This is a genomic window from Rhodoferax sp. P1_F3 (assembly GCF_056405715.1).
In genome coordinates this window covers 130,475-145,401 of record NZ_JBFUBO010000005.1, presented here as the reverse complement: position 1 = coordinate 145,401, position 14,927 = coordinate 130,475, and the positions used below count along the sequence as shown (strand labels likewise).

Annotated in this window: 13 protein-coding genes and 1 pseudogene; 4 read left to right on the top strand and 10 right to left on the bottom strand. The window is 63.2% G+C overall.

The genetic code is table 11. The features are described 5' to 3' along the window. Positions 1-11: 11 nt before the first annotated feature. On the bottom strand, positions 12-3,305 hold the full coding sequence (gene icmF, locus AC1DZ5_RS10090) for a fused isobutyryl-CoA mutase/GTPase IcmF (RefSeq protein ID WP_477888613.1): 3,294 nt from the start codon (positions 3,303-3,305) through the stop codon (positions 12-14). A 179-nt stretch (positions 3,306-3,484) separates the two neighbouring features. Here icmF and AC1DZ5_RS10085 point away from each other — a divergent pair. From AC1DZ5_RS10085 to AC1DZ5_RS10075, 3 genes and pseudogenes are all read left to right on the top strand, one after another. Beyond that, positions 3,485-3,985, top strand: a pseudogene (locus AC1DZ5_RS10085) (MBL fold metallo-hydrolase); the annotation flags it as partial. A 174-nt stretch (positions 3,986-4,159) separates the two neighbouring features. Then, complete coding sequence (locus AC1DZ5_RS10080; protein ID WP_477888848.1) at positions 4,160-4,597, top strand: rhodanese-like domain-containing protein; 438 nt, start codon at positions 4,160-4,162, stop codon at positions 4,595-4,597. 45 nt (positions 4,598-4,642) lie between these two features. Then, positions 4,643-5,422 carry a type III pantothenate kinase gene (locus AC1DZ5_RS10075; protein WP_477888611.1) on the top strand — a complete coding sequence of 260 codons (780 nt, stop codon included), beginning with the start codon at positions 4,643-4,645 and terminating at the stop codon, positions 5,420-5,422. Positions 5,423-5,430: 8 nt separating this feature from the next. On the opposite strand, the gene AC1DZ5_RS10070 is transcribed toward AC1DZ5_RS10075, so the two are convergent. Both AC1DZ5_RS10070 and AC1DZ5_RS10065 read right to left on the bottom strand, forming a co-directional pair. Next, on the bottom strand, positions 5,431-6,042 hold the full coding sequence (locus AC1DZ5_RS10070; protein WP_477888609.1) for a hypothetical protein: 612 nt from the start codon (positions 6,040-6,042) through the stop codon (positions 5,431-5,433). A 39-nt stretch (positions 6,043-6,081) separates the two neighbouring features. Beyond that, positions 6,082-7,275, bottom strand: a complete 1,194-nt coding sequence (locus AC1DZ5_RS10065) for a M20 aminoacylase family protein (protein WP_477888607.1) — start codon at positions 7,273-7,275, stop codon at positions 6,082-6,084. Positions 7,276-7,352: 77 nt separating this feature from the next. Here AC1DZ5_RS10065 and AC1DZ5_RS10060 point away from each other — a divergent pair, with 77 nt between their 5' ends. Next, complete coding sequence (locus tag AC1DZ5_RS10060; protein WP_477888605.1) at positions 7,353-9,431, top strand: molybdopterin-containing oxidoreductase family protein; 2,079 nt, start codon at positions 7,353-7,355, stop codon at positions 9,429-9,431. 7 nt (positions 9,432-9,438) lie between these two features. Here AC1DZ5_RS10060 and AC1DZ5_RS10055 read toward each other — a convergent pair whose 3' ends face one another. The 7 genes from AC1DZ5_RS10055 to AC1DZ5_RS10025 all read right to left on the bottom strand — a co-directional run bounded on the left by AC1DZ5_RS10055 (position 9,439) and on the right by AC1DZ5_RS10025 (position 14,914). Then, positions 9,439-9,906 carry a DUF2721 domain-containing protein gene (locus tag AC1DZ5_RS10055; protein WP_477888603.1) on the bottom strand — a complete coding sequence of 156 codons (468 nt, stop codon included), beginning with the start codon at positions 9,904-9,906 and terminating at the stop codon, positions 9,439-9,441. Positions 9,907-9,975: 69 nt separating this feature from the next. Continuing rightward, a complete protein-coding gene (locus AC1DZ5_RS10050) occupies positions 9,976-10,938 on the bottom strand; it encodes a Gfo/Idh/MocA family oxidoreductase (RefSeq protein WP_477888601.1) in 963 nt (320 codons plus the stop codon). A gap of 1 nt (position 10,939) precedes the next feature. Next, positions 10,940-11,806 carry a class III extradiol dioxygenase subunit beta gene (locus AC1DZ5_RS10045; protein WP_477888599.1) on the bottom strand — a complete coding sequence of 289 codons (867 nt, stop codon included), beginning with the start codon at positions 11,804-11,806 and terminating at the stop codon, positions 10,940-10,942. Between the two features lie 5 nt (positions 11,807-11,811). Then, positions 11,812-12,261, bottom strand: coding sequence for a protocatechuate 4,5-dioxygenase subunit alpha (gene ligA / locus AC1DZ5_RS10040; RefSeq protein WP_477888597.1), 450 nt, complete (start codon positions 12,259-12,261; stop codon positions 11,812-11,814). A gap of 1 nt (position 12,262) precedes the next feature. After that, entirely contained in the window at positions 12,263-13,189 is a 927-nt protein-coding gene (locus tag AC1DZ5_RS10035) for an amidohydrolase family protein (protein ID WP_477888595.1), read from the bottom strand. 10 nt (positions 13,190-13,199) lie between these two features. After that, the gene (gene ligK / locus AC1DZ5_RS10030) at positions 13,200-13,883 is read right to left on the bottom strand and encodes a 4-carboxy-4-hydroxy-2-oxoadipate aldolase/oxaloacetate decarboxylase (RefSeq protein ID WP_477888593.1); all 684 of its coding nucleotides are present in this window, start codon (positions 13,881-13,883) and stop codon (positions 13,200-13,202) included. A gap of 2 nt (positions 13,884-13,885) precedes the next feature. After that, positions 13,886-14,914: an amidohydrolase family protein gene (locus tag AC1DZ5_RS10025; protein ID WP_477888591.1), complete on the bottom strand. Its 1,029-nt coding sequence runs from the start codon at positions 14,912-14,914 to the stop codon at positions 13,886-13,888. Positions 14,915-14,927: the final 13 nt, after the last annotated feature.

Genomic DNA, 14,927 nt, shown 5'->3' with positions numbered 1-14,927 from the left:
TGAGGGCCGCGCTACATATTGCGCCGGTACTGCCCACCCACTTCAAACAACGCGCTGGTGATTTGGCCCAGCGAGCAGACGCGCACGGCGTCCATCAACACGTTGAACACGTTCTGGTTGTCGATCACAGCCTGCTGCAGCTTCTTCAGCATGGCGGGGGCAGCGTCCGCATGGCGGGCGTGGAAGTCGGCCAGGCGTTTGAGCTGATTCTGCTTTTCTTCGTCCGTGCTGCGGGCCAGCTCCAGCTTCTCCATCACCTGGTCGCCATGTGGGTTGCGGAAGGTGTTGACGCCGATGATGGGCAGCTCGCCGGTGTGCTTGAGCATCTCGTAATGCATGCTCTCGTCCTGAATCTTGCCGCGCTGGTAGCCGGTTTCCATGGCACCCAACACACCGCCACGCTCGGCAATGCTTTCAAACTCCTTGAGCACGGCCTCTTCCACCAGTTCGGTCAGCTCTTCAATGATGAAGGCGCCCTGTGACGGGTTCTCGTTTTTGGCCAGGCCCCACTCGCGGTTGATGATGAGCTGTATGGCCATGGCGCGGCGCACGCTGTCTTCGGTAGGCGTGGTGATGGCCTCGTCAAACGCGTTGGTGTGCAGGCTGTTGCAGTTGTCGTAGATGGCGATCAGTGCCTGCAGCGTGGTCCGAATGTCGTTGAACTGGATCTCTTGCGCGTGCAGGCTGCGGCCGCTGGTCTGGATGTGGTACTTCAGCTTTTGCGAACGTTCATTCGCACCGTATTTCTCCTTCATGGCCACCGCCCAGATGCGGCGCGCCACGCGGCCCATCACGGTGTATTCGGGGTCCATGCCGTTGCTGAAGAAGAAGCTTAGGTTGGGCGCGAAGTCGTCGATGTGCATGCCGCGGGCAAGGTACGCTTCGACAAACGTGAAACCGTTGGACAGGGTGAACGCGAGCTGGCTGATGGGGTTGGCTCCGGCCTCGGCAATGTGGTACCCGGAAATGGACACACTGTAGAAGTTGCGCACGTCGTGGTGCACAAAGTACTCGGCAATGTCGCCCATCACCTTCAGTGAAAACTCGGTGCTGAAGATGCAGGTGTTCTGGCCCTGGTCTTCTTTCAAAATGTCAGCCTGCACGGTGCCGCGCACATTGGCCAGCACCCATTCGCGGATCTTGGCGACCTCGGTGTCTGTAGGCTGCCGGCCGTTATCGGCCTGGAATTTTTCGATGTTTTGGTCGATGGCCGTGTTCATGAACATGGCGAGTATCGAAGGCGCAGGCCCGTTGATGGTCATGGACACGCTCGTGGACGGGCTGCACAGGTCAAAGCCACCATACAGCACCTTCATGTCGTCCAGCGTGGCGATGCTCACGCCGCTGTTGCCCACCTTGCCGTAGATGTCGGGTCGCGGGTCGGGGTCGTTGCCGTAGAGCGTGACCGAGTCAAACGCGGTACTCAGCCGCTTGGCGGCCATGCCGCTGCTTAGCAGCTTGAAGCGGGTGTTGGTGCGGAAGGCATCGCCCTCGCCTGCGAACATGCGCGTGGGGTCTTCGCCCTCGCGCTTGAAGGCAAAGGTGCCAGCGGTGTAGGGGTAGCTGCCGGGCACGTTGTCCAGCATCAACCACTTCAGGATTTCACCGTGGTCCTCGTATTGGGGTAGCGCCACCTTGCGGATGGTCGTGCCGCTCAGGCTCTTGGTGGTGAGCGCGGTGCGGATTTCCTTGTCGCGAATCTTCACCACGTACTCATCGCCCGCGTAGGCCTTTTGCATCTCGGGCCACTGCTGCAACAGTTGCCGTGCATCGCGGTCCTGTCGCGCCTTGCGCTGGCCGGCCAGGTCCAGCGCCGCCTCGGCGGCGGGCGCACGGTCGGGCTTGTCCACCTTAAGCATGACGGCCACCGCCTGCAGCTGCTGGATTTCGCGCGCCAGCTTGGCCTGCTCGCGCGCCCGCTTTTTGTAGCCTCGCACCGTGTCGCTGATCTCGGCCAGATAGCGCGTGCGTGCGGCGGGCACCACCGGGGTCTGGTTGCTGCTGTGGCGCACCGTTACCTTGGGCAGCATGCCGTCTTTCAGCGGCACGCCCAAGGCCTGCAGGCGCGGCAGCAGCGCTTGGTACAACGCGGTCACACCGTCGTCATTGAAACGCGCGGCCATGGTGCCGAACACGGGCATCTGGTCAGCGGGCGTGGTCCAGGCTTCCTTGTTGCGCTGCACTTGCTTGGACACATCGCGCAGCGCATCGCTGGCGCCCTTGCGGTCGAACTTGTTGATGGCCACAAACTCGGCAAAGTCCAGCATGTCGATTTTCTCCAGCTGGCTGGCCGCGCCGAACTCCGGCGTCATCACATACACGGGTACGTCCACCAGCGGTGCGATGGCCGCATCGCCCTGGCCAATGCCCGAGGTTTCCACCACCACCAGGTCGAACCCCGCCACCTTGCAGGCGGCAATCACGTCGGGCAGGGCGGCGCTGATCTCGGAGCCAAAATCGCGCGTGGCCAGGCTGCGCATGAAGACGCGGCTACCTTGCTGCCAAGGGCTGATGGCATTCATGCGGATGCGGTCACCCAACAGCGCACCACCGCTCTTGCGACGCGACGGATCAATCGAGATGACCGCCACACGCAGGCTGTCGTTCTGGTCCAGCCGCAGACGTCGGATCAGCTCGTCGGTCAGGCTGGACTTGCCGGCGCCACCGGTTCCGGTAATGCCCACTACCGCTATCATTTTAGTAGCTGCTTGCGCACGTATCTCCTGGGCTAGCGCCTGATTTACCTTGGAAGCCTCGATGGCGGTGAGCAACTGGGACAAGGCGCGCCAGCTGGCCTCGGTGTGGCCCTGGATAGCGGTGAGATCGGTGGGCGCCAGCGTGGTGATGTCCTTGTCGCAGCGCATCACCATCTCGCCAATCATGCCGGCAAGGCCCATGCGCTGGCCGTCTTCAGGGCTGTAGATGCGGGCCACGCCGTAAGCATGCAGCTCGCGGATCTCGGCCGGCACGATAACCCCGCCACCGCCGCCAAACACCTGGATGTGCGCCCCCCCCCGCGCCTTGAGCAAGTCCACCATGTACTTGAAGTACTCCACATGGCCGCCCTGGTAGGAGCTGATGGCGATGCCCTGCACGTCTTCCTGCAGCGCAGCGGTCACCACCTCGTCCACGCTGCGGTTGTGGCCCAGGTGGATGACTTCAGCACCCATGCCTTGCAGGATGCGCCGCATGATGTTGATGGCGGCGTCATGCCCGTCAAACAGGCTGGCCGCGGTGACGAAACGCACCTTGTGCGTGGGGCGGTAGTTGGCCAGGGCCTTGAAGTCAGCGGACAGATCGGTCATGAGGCACTCACAAAAAAGGGCAGAAAGCGATGAATTGACGTTTACGTAAACGTCAACTGTAAACCACTTCCCCCAACCCAGGCTTACGCATTTACCCGGTCCCCGTTAGACCCGCCAAATCCAGTACAGTGGCGCGAAGCAGGTAGCACCTCGCTACCTGTCCTCTGACCCACCCCGCTATGCAACCCGTCCAGCTCTTCGACCCAGCGTCCAGCACCTACACCTACATCCTGTTTGACGAGGTCAGCCGCGACGCGTTGATCGTGGACCCGGTGGACGAGCAGCTGGAGCGTGACCTGGCCACACTGCGCCAGTACGGCCTCAAGCTGCAATGGGCGGTGGAGACCCATGCCCACGCCGACCACATCACCAGCGCGGCCCTGCTGACCGAGCACACGGGTGCCCGCACCGCCGCACCGGCCGGCTGCGGCATTGGCACCGCGGCTGTGCAGCTGAACGATGGCGACACGCTGAGCTTTGGCGCCGAATCTATCCGTGCGCTGCACACACCGGGCCACACCAGCGGCAGCATGAGCTTCACCTGGCGCGACCATGTGTTCACTGGCGACACCCTGCTGATTGGCGGTTGCGGCCGCACCGATTTCCAGTCCGGCAGCGCCGAAGACCTGTACCGCAGCCTGACCACCGTGCTGTTTGCGCTGCCGGATGCCACCACGGTCTGGCCCGCGCACGATTACCAAGGTCGCACGCGCACCACCATTGGCACCGAGAAAACCAGCAATGCCCGCGTGGCCGGCAAGACGCTGGCCGAATTCGTGGCCACCATGGACAGCCTGAACCTGCCACGCCCGCGCCGCATTGACGAGGCCGTGCCCGCCAACCTGAGCTCGGGCGTGCGCCACGACGCAGGCAGCGCTGGCGCCACCGCGGCCCAGGCCGCCGCCGGGTATGCAGGTGATGTGAGTGCTGAGCTGGCCTGCGCCTGGTGGCAGGCGGGCGAGGCCGTGCTGGTAGACGTGCGTACCGATGCCGAACGCGAATGGGTGGGCTTTGTGCCCGGTGCCGTGGCCCTGGCCTGGAAGCAGTGGCCCGGCATGGCGATGAATCCGCAGTTTGACGCAGGCCTGCAGGCCGCGGTGCCCGCCGGCAAGAAAGTGGTGTTGCTGTGCCGCAGCGGCGTGCGCTCGGTTGCTGCGGCCAAACGCGCCACCGAGCTGGGCCTGGAGGCCTACAACATCCTCGAAGGTTTTGAGGGCGACCCCGACGCCAACGCCCAGCGCGGCCACCGCGGAGGTTGGCGATTGCGCGGCCTGCCCTGGCGGCAAGGCTAAAGCCCGCACAATACCGCCCAGAGACAACTCGACAAAAACAAAACCATGACATTTCTTGCGCTGGATATCGGCAACACCCGCCTCAAGTGGGCCCAGTACGCCAGCCCACAGCCCGGCGCGGCCCTGTTGGCCCAGGGCGCCGAGTTTCTGGAAAACATCGACAAGCTGGGGGACGGTGCCTGGCGCAGCTTGGGTGCACCCCGCCATGTGCTGGGCTGCGTGGTGGCCGGTGACGCGGTCAAGCGCCGCGTGCAGGAGCAGATGGACGCCTGGGATGTCATCCCGCAGTGGGTAGTCTCCAGCGAGGGGGAAGCCGGCCTGCGCAATGGCTACGACCACCCCACCCGTCTGGGTGCCGACCGCTGGGTGGCGATGATTGGCGCCTACCACCGCATGCTGGCACAGGGCGCAGCCCGCCCCATGGTGGTGGTGATGGTGGGCACCGCGGTGACCGTGGAGGCGATCGATGCCGAGGGAAAATTTCTGGGCGGGCTGATCCTGCCGGGCCACGGCATCATGCTGCGCGCACTCGAATCAGGCACCGCCGGCCTGCACGTGCCCACGGGCGAGGTGCGTGAATTTCCCACCAACACCAGCGATGCGCTGACCAGCGGCGGCACCTACGCCATTGCTGGCGCGGTGGAGCGCATGGTGCAACACGTGAGCGCCCACTGCGGCGCAGAGCCCAAGTGCGTCATGACCGGTGGCGCGGGCTGGAAGATGGCGCCCAGCATGACACGGCCGTTCGAGCTGGTGGACAACCTGATTTTTGATGGTCTGCTGCAGATGGCCCAAGGCCGCTACCAGCCTGCCGTGCAGGCCTAGCGCCGGGCCTAGAGGTCCAACAACTGCGAGAAGTCGGTGTGGGTGGAGCTTGGGCTGCTGTCCACGGTCAATACGGCACTGCCCTCGAACGCATGCTCCACCACGCGCACATCGGGCTCGCCAGGCAAGGCACCTGCCAACACAGCCCGGTCCACCATGCGCATGAGCAAGGCGCGCGCCGCCTCTGGCGACTCCCCCTGCAAATCCACGGTAGCGACCAGCGTTAAGCGAACGGTCGCTAGATCAGGGGCGCGCGGCGGCGCCAGCGATGCCGCGCCGCTGTCTTGCAGCAAAGTGCCATCACGGGCCACAAACAACACCCTTGAGGGGCCGCGCGGCGACAACACGTGAGACTGGCCATCTGCATTGACCACCAGCATGGTGCCGTTGGCAAAGTCCCGCGCCCAGGCGGTCTTGCCGCCCTGAAAGCCGCGAATGCTGAAGCCGTACTCGCGCGGTGACACAAAGTGCCGACCGCTGATGTCCAGCGAGGGATCGTCAATCTCCAGATCGTCGTGGACAAAGGTGTAGCGGGTCACGCCCGGCTGCAACTGTCGTTGGGTCGCACGGGGCAGACCAGGCGGATGCTCTCGGGGGCTGAGTTCACTCCAATTGGTCATACTGACCTCCCGTTACGTTTTGTGTTCATCATACGTAAATCAAGGCTGCGGCGCGAGCCATTGTTCGGCCAGCCGCACCCAGTAGGTAGCACCCAAGGGCAGCAATTCATCATTGAAATCGTAGCTCGGGTTGTGCAACATGCAAGGTCCGCCGCCATGGCCCATGTCGCGGTGGGCACCATCACCATTGGCAATGAAGCTGTAGCAGCCCGGTTTGGCCTGCAGCATGTAGGCAAAGTCTTCGGCGCCCATAGTGGGCTCTTGCACCAGCACATTCTCTTCACCCACGATGCTGGCCATCACCTTGCGCGCAAATTCCGCTTCCTTGGGTGCGTTGATGGTGGGCGGGTAGTTGCGCACAAACTCAAACGCGCAGGTGGTGCCAAAGGCCGCACTGGTGTGCTGGGCCAGGTCACGCATGCGCTGCTCGATCATGTCCAGCACCTCGATCGTGAAGGTGCGCACCGTGCCCTGCATCTCGCAATGGTCGGGGATCACGTTGGTGGCTTCTCCGGCATGGATCATGGTGACCGAGATCACGCCCGCGTCGATGGGCTTCATGTTGCGGCTGATGATGGTCTGGAAGCCCTGCACCATCTGGCAGGCCACCACCACGGGGTCGATGGCGTTGTGTGGCATGGCGGCGTGGCCGCCCTTGCCGGTGATGGTGATCTTGAATTCGTTGCTGGACGCCATGACCGGCCCTGAGCTGGCGGCAAAGGTGCCGGCGCGCATGCCGGGCCAGTTGTGCATGCCAAACACGGCCTCTACCGGGAACTGCTCAAACAGGCCGTCCTTGATCATCTCGCGCGCACCGCCGCCGCCCTCTTCGGCAGGCTGGAACACCAGGTACACCGTGCCATCAAAGTGGCGGTTCTGGGCCAGGTACTGGGCCGCGCCCAACAGCATGGCGGTGTGGCCATCATGGCCGCAGGCGTGCATCTTGCCGGGGTGCTGGCTGGTGTGGGCAAAGGTGTTGAACTCCTGCATGGGCAGCGCATCCATGTCGGCCCGCAGCGCCAGCGCGCGGCTGCTGGTACCCGCCTTCACGATACCCACCACGCCCGTAGTGCCAAGCCCGCGGTGGACGGGGATGCCCCATTCGGTCAGCTTGGCGGCGACCAGATCGGCGGTGCGCGCCTCCTCAAAACACAACTCGGGATGGGCATGCAAATCACGGCGCAAGGCAGCAATTTGGGGGGTGTTGGCAACAATCGGATCGAGCAGCTTCATGGTGAAAACTCCAGCAAGGAGATGAATTGTGCACCGCTCTCGCGGCATGCCCAGAGCAGACTCGCTAAAGTAGAGCCATGCACCCCGAGATTTCCACTTCCGCCCCCGAAACCAAGGTCTTGGGCGCCTGCCCCCACGACTGCCCCGACACCTGCTCCATGGTGGTCACCGTGCAGGGTGGCATTGCCATCAAGGTACAAGGTAATGCCGACCACCCCGCCACCAATGGCGCGCTGTGCACCAAGGTGTCGCGCTACACCGAACGCACCTACCACCCCGAGCGCGTGCTGCAACCGCTGCGCCGCGTAGGCCCCAAGGGCAGCGACCAGTTTGAGCCCGTGAGCTGGGAGGCCGCGCTGGCTGACATTGCGCAGCGCCTGGGCCAGATTGCAAACCGCGGTGGCCGCAGTGCCGAGGCCATCCTGCCCTACAGCTACGCGGGCACCATGGGCCGTGTGCAGGGCGAGGGCATGGCGGCCCGCTTCTTCAACAAGCTGGGCGCCTCGCGCCTGGACCGCACCATCTGCGCATCTGCCGGGGCTGAAGCCCTGAACCAGACCCTGGGCAACAAGGTGGGCATGCGTGTCGAGTTCTTTGCCGAGTCGCAACTCATCCTGATCTGGGGCAGTAACTCGATTGGCAGCAATGTGCATTTCTGGCGCCATGTGCAAACTGCCAAGCGCAACGGCGCCAAGGTGATCTGCATCGACCCACGCCGCACCGAGACCGCGGAAAAATGCCACGAGCACATCGCCCTGTTGCCCGGAACCGATGCCGCACTGGCGCTGGGGCTGATGCACCAGCTCATCACCCACGACTGGCTGGACCACGACTACATTGCCCAGCACACGCTGGGCTGGGACGCCCTGCGTACCCGTGCGCTGGAGTGGCCGCCCGAGCGGGTAGCGGCGGTGTGTGGGATCACCACCGAGCAAGTGGTGTCGCTGGCGCGTGACTATGGCGAAGCCGGCAAACAGGGCAAGCCTGCCGCCATCCGCATGAACTATGGGCTGCAGCGCACCCGTGGCGGTGGCAATGCCGTGCGTGCCATTGCCTGCCTGCCCGCACTCATTGGCGCCTGGCACCACCGCGCCGGCGGCGTGCTGCTCTCCAGCTCGGGCCATGCCCCGGTGCAGCAAGCCGCACTGGAGCGCCCGGAGCTGCTGGCGGGCCGCATGCCGCGCACCATCAACATGAGCACCATTGGCGACGACCTGCTACGCCCTGCCAGCGAGGCCTTTGGTCCCGCCGTGGAGGCGGTCATCGTCTACAACAGCAACCCCGTGGCCGTGGCCCCAGACTCCACCAAGGTGGTGCAGGGCTTTGCGCGCGAAGACCTGTTCACCGTGGTGCTGGAACACTTCCGCACCGACACGGCCGACTACGCCGACTATGTGCTGCCCGCCACCACCCAGCTGGAGCACTGGGATGTGCACAGCAGCTATGGCCACACCGACATCCTGCTAAACCGCCCCTCCATCGCCCCGCTGGGCGAGGCCCGTACCAATACCCATTTTTTTCGCGACCTGGCGCGCCACATGGGCTACACCGAGGCGGTATTTGAGGAGAGTGACGAGAGCCTGTGTCGCACCGCCTTTGGCGACAAGGTGGACTTTGAATCTTTGCTCACCCGTGGCTTTGCACCGCTACCCGTGCCCGAGGCCCCGTTTGCCGAAGGCAACTTCCCCACGCCCAGCGGCAAGTGCGAATTCTTCAGCGAACGCCTAGCCCGCCAAGGGCAGGATGGCCTACCCGACTTTGTACCCAACTATGAACCCGCCGGCGCCGATGCGCGCTACCCGCTGGCCATGATCTCGCCGCCCGCACGCAACTTCCTCAACTCCACCTTTGTGAACGTGAAAAGCCTGCGCGACATCGAAGGCGAGCCGCTGGTGGAAATCCACGCCAGCGACGCTGCGGTACGCCAGATTGATGACGGCGCAGTAGTGCGCGTGTTCAACGCGCGCGGTGCCTACGAATGCGTGGCCCGCGTGTCGGACCGGGCGCGACCCGGTGTGGTGAATGGGCTGGGGGTGTGGTGGCGCAAGCTGGGACGCGACGGCACCAATGTGAACGAGTTGACCAGCCAACGCCTGACCGACATGGGCCGGGCGCCCACCTTCTACGACTGCGCGGTGGAAGTGCAGCGCATCTAGCCCACTGTCATGGCCGCTGTTGTGGCAGCGCGCCCTTCTTCCCAAAGTTCAGCAGGCGCGTGGCGATCAGCGTTTCGGCCATGAAGCACAGCAGCGCCAGCAAGAAGCAGCCCACACCGCCCAAGAACGTGAAGATGGAAATGCGCAACCCGGGGAAGTCAATCGTCTCGCCCAGGAACAGCACCATGATGGTGATCCCGATCAGGATGCCGCACAGCGTGAGCAAAGCGATGCAGGCATTGGCCAGCAGGCCCCGGGTGCGCAGCTCGGCCAACTCGGAGTAGTTGGCATCGGTTTCCTCGGGGTGGGTCTGGTGCTTGATGTGCTGCTCCACCGTGCGTGCGCGGTCGATGATGCGCGCCAGGCGGCCGGCCACCGCACCAATCATGCCCGACACCGCGGTGAGCAGAAACACGGGAGCCACCGAGAGCTGGATGCCGTGGGAAACCGTGTCTGGGTCCAGGGGGAAAGCCATGTATGCACACCTCAATGAAAAACGCCATGCAGGCAAATACCCGCATGGCGTTGCATTGTAGGTCTGCGTTTAGCCCTGTTGCGCCAGCTGCTGCTCCAACTGGTGCAGCACACGGTAGCAGTCCAGCACGCGGCCCACGCTGGAATTGGGTTCGCGGCCTTCGCGGATGGCGGAGAAGAACTCGCGGTCCTGCAGCTCGATGCCGTTCATGCTGACGGCCACCTGGCTCACGTCAATCTTTTCTTCCTTGCCGGTGAACAGGTCGTCGTAGCGGGCCAGGTAAGTGGCGGTGTCGCCGATGTAGCGGAAGTAGGTGCCCAGGGGGCCGTCGTTGTTGAAGCTCAAGGACAAGGTGCAGATGGCGCCGTTGGCGGCACGCAGCTGGATACTCATGTCCATGGCAATGCCCAACACCGGATGGATGGGGCCCTGGATGGCGTTGGCCTGCACGATGGGGCTGTTCGCCTGGTAGGCAAACAGATCCACCGTGTGGGCGGCGTGGTGCCACAGCAGGTGGTCGGTCCAGCTGCGGGCCTGGCCTAGAGCGTTGGTGTTGGTGCGGCGGAAGAAGTAGGTCTGCACATCCATCTGCTGGATGTTGAATTTGCCTGCCGTGATCTGCTCATTCACATACTGGTGGCTGGGGTTGAAGCGGCGCGTGTGGCCGCACATGGCGACCAGGCCGCTCTTCTTCTGTTCGGTCACCACGGCATCGGCACCGGCCCAACTGTCGGCCAGGGGGATTTCCACCTGCACGTGCTTTCCGGCCTTCAGGCAGGCGATGGTTTGCTCGGCGTGCATCTGCGTGGGGGTGCAGAGGATGACGGCATCCACGTCGGGCAGCGCCAGGCTGTCCGCCAGCTCGGTGGTGACGTGGCCAATGCCGTACTTCGCAGCGACCTCTTTTGTTTTGTCGAGATCCCGGCTGATCAGAGAGACAACCTCGACAGCGTCAATGTTCTTGATGCCGTCCAGGTGCTTGATGCCGAAGGCGCCGGCGCCGGCCAAGGCAACTTTGATCGTTTTTGTCATGTCAGTTGTTCTCCAAAATCAAATGTCCCACCGCAGTGTTGCTGGCAGGCACATGGTAGAAGCGGTGCTTGACCGTGGGCTTGGGACCGCCGGCCACATCAGCCATGGCGCCGCGCGCGATCAGCCACATCACCAGCTCAATGCCTTCACTGCCCGCTTCGCGCACGTAGTCGATATGCGGTGTAGCCGCACAGGCAGCGGGGTCGGCAATCATCTGGTCCAGCCAGGCGTTGTCCCACTCGCGGTTGATCAGACCAGCACGCGCGCCCTGCAGCTGGTGACTCATGCCACCGGTGCCCCAGATGTGCACGTTGATGTCTTCGTCATAGCTCTCTACAGCTTTGCGAATCGCCTTGCCGAGGTTGAAACAGCGCTGGCCGCTGGGCACCGGGTACTGCACCACGTTCACCGCAAACGGAATCACGGGGCAGGGCCAGGCATCTTTCACCGGGTCTTTTTGGCCGCACATCAGCGATAGCGGCACGGTCAGGCCGTGGTCCACATCCATCTTGTTGACGATGGTGAGGTCAAAGTCCTGCTGGATCACCGAGTGCGCAATGTGCGCGGCCAGGTCCGGGTGGCCTTGTACCTTGGGCACTGGGCGGGGGCCAAAGCCTTCATCGGCCGGGACGTATTCCGCTGCGGTGCCAATGGCGAAAGTGGGAATCATGTCCAGGCTGAAAGCCGTGGCGTGGTCGTTGAAGACCAGAAAGATCACATCTGGCGTGTTGTCCTTCATCCACTGCTTGGAATAGTCGTAGCCCGCGAACAGGGGCTTCCAATAGTCTTCCTGGGTCTTGCCCAGGTCCATGGCCGCGCCAATGGCGGGCACATGCGAGGTGAATACAGAGGCGGTAATTTTGGCCATGGGGTTCAGTCTTTCTTGCCACCAGCGGCGGAATGTTGGCCTTGGGGTTGGCGGTGCGGCTGGGCCGTGCCGTCTTCACCGAGTTTGCGATTGCCCTCTACCGAACGGCCACCACCAATCATCATGGCGCGGTATTCCTCTTCGGTCATGCCGGTCATGCTGCCCGCCATCTGCTGGAAGCTGCGGCCATGCGTGGCGCCAATCTTGGCCAGGAAATAAATGTTGCCGCCCAGGCTGATCGCGCGGTTCAAGTCCATGTCCAGCACCGATTGCTTTTGCTCCTCCGACATCGCCCACTCGTCCAGGTAAGCGCGCTGGTTGGCTTTGAAACGTTCGCGGTTTTCAGCCTTCATGAGCGACATGCAGAACTGGTTGAGCCAGTAGCCCTTGCGGCTTTGTTCGGCATCAAAAATCGTGGTGCCAGGAATGTCCTGGTAGGGTTTGTCTAGGGACATATCAGTCTTTCCAGTACAGGCGGTTGGGGTTATCCACCAGCAGCTTGCGTTGTAGTTCGGCAGTGGGCGCGATGTGGGGAATAAAGTCCACCAGCAGGCCATCGTCGGGCATGTGGTCTTTCAGATTCGGGTGTGGCCAGTCGGTGCCCCAGAGCACACGGTCGGGGAACTGCTCGACGATGCGCCGGGCAAACGGGATCACATCGCGGTAGGCATTCTGTTCGCCGTTCAAGGCCTTGGGGCCAGTCACGCTTAGGCGTTCGGGGCAGCTCACCTTGCTCCACACATTCTGGTGCTCGCGCATGAATTTTTCAAACAGCGCGAACTGCGGACCATCCACTGGCAGCGACACATCCGGGCGGCCCATGTGGTCCACCACCACCGTGGTGGGCAGCGCGGTGAAGAAGTCCCACAGCTCGGGCAGGTCCACCGCCTCGAAGTAGATCACCACATGCCAGCCCCACTTGGCGATGCGGCCCGCAATCTCCATCAACTCGTCCTTGGGCGTGAAGTCCACCAAGCGCTTGACGAAGTTGAAACGCACACCGCGCACACCGGCATCGTGCATGGCCTGAATTTCTTCGTCCGTCACGCTGCGCTTGACCGTGGCCACGCCGCGCGCCTTGCCATTGCTGTGCAGCAATGCATCCACCATGGCGCGGTTGTCGGCGCCGTGGCAGGTGGCTTGCACGATGACGTTTTTCTCAAAACCCAAGTGGTCACGCAGCGCGAACAGCTGGTGCTTGGAGGCATCACACGGTGTGTACTTGCGCTCGGGCGCATAAGGAAATTCCGCACCAGGGCCAAACACATGGCAGTGCGCATCCACCGCGCCTGCGGGCAGCTTGAATTGAGGTTTGGCCGGGCCGGTATACCAGTCCATCCAGCCAGCGGTCTTGGTGAAATCACCTGAAGTGGGTTTGCTCATTGCTGCGCCCTCAATCGATGTACTTCAAGCCTGCGGCCGCCAGCGGCTCGCGCATCTTGTACATGTCCAGCCCCAGCACGCCCGCGGCCAACTTCGCGCGTTTTTCGCCTTCAAAGCTCTCCCGCTTTTGTGCGGCTTCCAGCGTGGCGGCGGCACGTGCGGCGGGCACGCAGACCACGCCATCGTCGTCCGCCACGATCACGTCGCCTGGCGTGACCAGCATGCCGGCGCAGACGATGGGAATGTTCACCGAACCCAGGGTTGCCTTGATCGTGCCCTTGCTGCTGATGGCCTTGCTCCACACCGGAAAGCCCATGCGCTGCAGCTCTTTCACGTCGCGCACACCGCCGTCGATGACGAGCGCGCGGGCGCCACGGGCCTGGAAGGAGGTGGCCAGCAGGTCGCCAAAAAAACCGTCGGTGCACTCGGCGGTGACCGTGGCCACGACGATATCGCCGGGCTGGATCTGCTCCGCCGCCACATGCATCATCCAGTTGTCGCCGGGTTGCAGCAGCACGGTGACAGCCGTGCCAGACACTTGCTGCCCGCTATAGATGGGGCGTATATAGGGCTTGAGCAGACCCACGCGGCCCATGGCTTCGTGCACGGTGGCAGATCCCAGCGCGGCCAGGCCGTCCGTGGCCAAGCGGTCAGCGCGGGTGATGTTGCGGTAGACAACGCCGAGTTCGTACATGCTTATTTCCCCTTCTTTTTCAATGCGGCATCCAGGCGCGGAAACACGCGGCGCGCATTGCCTTCGTAGATTTGGTGGCGGTCATCGGCACTCAAAATCTTTGATGCTTCGATATAGCGCTTGGTGTCGTCGTAATAGTTGCCGGTTTGCGGGTCGATACCGCGCACCGCGCCAATCATCTCGGACGCGAACAACACGTTCTTAACCGGAATCACGGTGTTGAGCAAATCAATGCCCGGCTGGTGGTAGACGCAGGTGTCGAAGTAGATGTTGTTCAGCAAATGCTCTTCCAGCAGCGGCTTCTTCAGTTCTTGCGCCAGGCCACGGAAACGGCCCCAGTGGTAGGGCACGGCGCCGCCGCCGTGGGGGATGAGGAACTTGAGTGTGGGGAACTGCTTGAACAGGTCGCTGGTCAGGCACTGCATGAAGGCCGTGGTGTCGGCGTTCAGGTAATGGGCGCCGGTGGTGTGGAAGCAGGCGTTGCAACTGGTGCTGACGTGGATCATCGCGGGGATGTCGTACTCCACCATCTTCTCGTAGATGGGGAACCACTGCTTGTCGCTCAAGGGCGGCGAATTCCAATGGCCACCGCTGGGGTCCGGGTTCAGGTTGATGCCCACGTTGCCGTACTGCTCCACACACTTCACCAGTTCGGGGATGCAGGTGGCGGGGTCCACACCCGGGCTTTGCGGCAGCATGGCCGCGGGGATGAAGTGGTCGGGAAACAGCTCGCTCACGCGGAAGCACAGCTCGTTGCAGATGGCGGCCCAGGTGCTGGAGACATTGAAGTCACCAATGTGGTGGGCCATGAAGCTGGCACGCGGGCTGAAGATAGTGAGGTCGGAGCCGCGCTCCTTCATCAGGCGCAGCTGGTTCTGCTCAATGGTCTCACGCAGCTCGTCGTCGCTGATCTTGAGGTCGGCTACCTTGGGGCCCAGCTCGGGCGTGTTGAGGTTGGCAATCTGCGCGTTGCGCCAGTTCTCCAGCGCCTTGGGCGCGGTGGTGTAGTGGCCGTGGCAGTCGATGATCATGGGGCGTCTCCTT

What these genes read in the sequence shown, in the direction of transcription:
- AC1DZ5_RS10065 (WP_477888607.1), bottom strand. Translation starts at nt 7,275, where the DNA reads ATGAAGCTGCTCGATCCGATTGTTGCCAACACCCCCCAAATTGCTGCC.
- AC1DZ5_RS10070 (WP_477888609.1), bottom strand. Translation starts at nt 6,042, where the DNA reads ATGACCAATTGGAGTGAACTCAGCCCCCGAGAGCATCCGCCTGGTCTG.
- AC1DZ5_RS10075 (WP_477888611.1), top strand. Translation starts at nt 4,643, where the DNA reads ATGACATTTCTTGCGCTGGATATCGGCAACACCCGCCTCAAGTGGGCC.
- AC1DZ5_RS10055 (WP_477888603.1), bottom strand. Translation starts at nt 9,906, where the DNA reads ATGGCTTTCCCCCTGGACCCAGACACGGTTTCCCACGGCATCCAGCTC.
- ligA (WP_477888597.1), bottom strand. Translation starts at nt 12,261, where the DNA reads ATGTCCCTAGACAAACCCTACCAGGACATTCCTGGCACCACGATTTTT.
- AC1DZ5_RS10050 (WP_477888601.1), bottom strand. Translation starts at nt 10,938, where the DNA reads ATGACAAAAACGATCAAAGTTGCCTTGGCCGGCGCCGGCGCCTTCGGC.
- AC1DZ5_RS10035 (WP_477888595.1), bottom strand. Translation starts at nt 13,189, where the DNA reads ATGAGCAAACCCACTTCAGGTGATTTCACCAAGACCGCTGGCTGGATG.
- ligK (WP_477888593.1), bottom strand. Translation starts at nt 13,883, where the DNA reads ATGTACGAACTCGGCGTTGTCTACCGCAACATCACCCGCGCTGACCGC.
- AC1DZ5_RS10060 (WP_477888605.1), top strand. Translation starts at nt 7,353, where the DNA reads ATGCACCCCGAGATTTCCACTTCCGCCCCCGAAACCAAGGTCTTGGGC.
- icmF (WP_477888613.1), bottom strand. Translation starts at nt 3,305, where the DNA reads ATGACCGATCTGTCCGCTGACTTCAAGGCCCTGGCCAACTACCGCCCC.
- AC1DZ5_RS10025 (WP_477888591.1), bottom strand. Translation starts at nt 14,914, where the DNA reads ATGATCATCGACTGCCACGGCCACTACACCACCGCGCCCAAGGCGCTG.
- AC1DZ5_RS10045 (WP_477888599.1), bottom strand. Translation starts at nt 11,806, where the DNA reads ATGGCCAAAATTACCGCCTCTGTATTCACCTCGCATGTGCCCGCCATT.